Annotated in this window: 2 tRNA genes; both read left to right on the top strand. The window is 44.2% G+C overall.

From position 1 onward, the window contains the following. Positions 1-72 precede the first annotated feature (72 nt). A tRNA-Ile gene (locus FD05_RS05915) sits at positions 73-146 on the top strand. Positions 147-185: 39 nt separating this feature from the next. Next, a tRNA-Ala gene (locus FD05_RS05910) sits at positions 186-258 on the top strand. Positions 259-326 lie beyond the last annotated feature (68 nt).

The following is a 326-nucleotide window of genomic DNA, read 5'->3' as shown; positions in this document are numbered from 1 at the left end:
CGGAATCCTACACATTGTCGAAAGTTTTGTTTAGTTTTGAGAGGTCTACTCTCAAAAGTGGTTACGCTTTTTGGGCCTATAGCTCAGCTGGTTAGAGCGCACGCCTGATAAGCGTGAGGTCGATGGTTCGAGTCCATTTAGGCCCATCCACGGCCTTATAATTTGATATATGACCGCAGTAACATGGGGAATTAGCTCAGATGGGAGAGCACCTGCTTTGCAAGCAGGGGGTCAGCGGTTCGATCCCGCTATTCTCCATTGACACGCAAGTGTCAGACTTGGTTCTTTGAAAACTAGATAATATTAATTTTCTGTAATAATTTTTT

Origin of the sequence: Lentilactobacillus otakiensis DSM 19908 = JCM 15040 (genome assembly GCF_001434145.1) — a bacterium.
Classification (GTDB): Bacteria; Bacillota; Bacilli; order Lactobacillales; family Lactobacillaceae; genus Lentilactobacillus; species Lentilactobacillus otakiensis.
The sequence above is the reverse complement of the archived record's forward strand: the minus strand, read 5'-3'. Positions and strand labels throughout refer to the sequence as shown.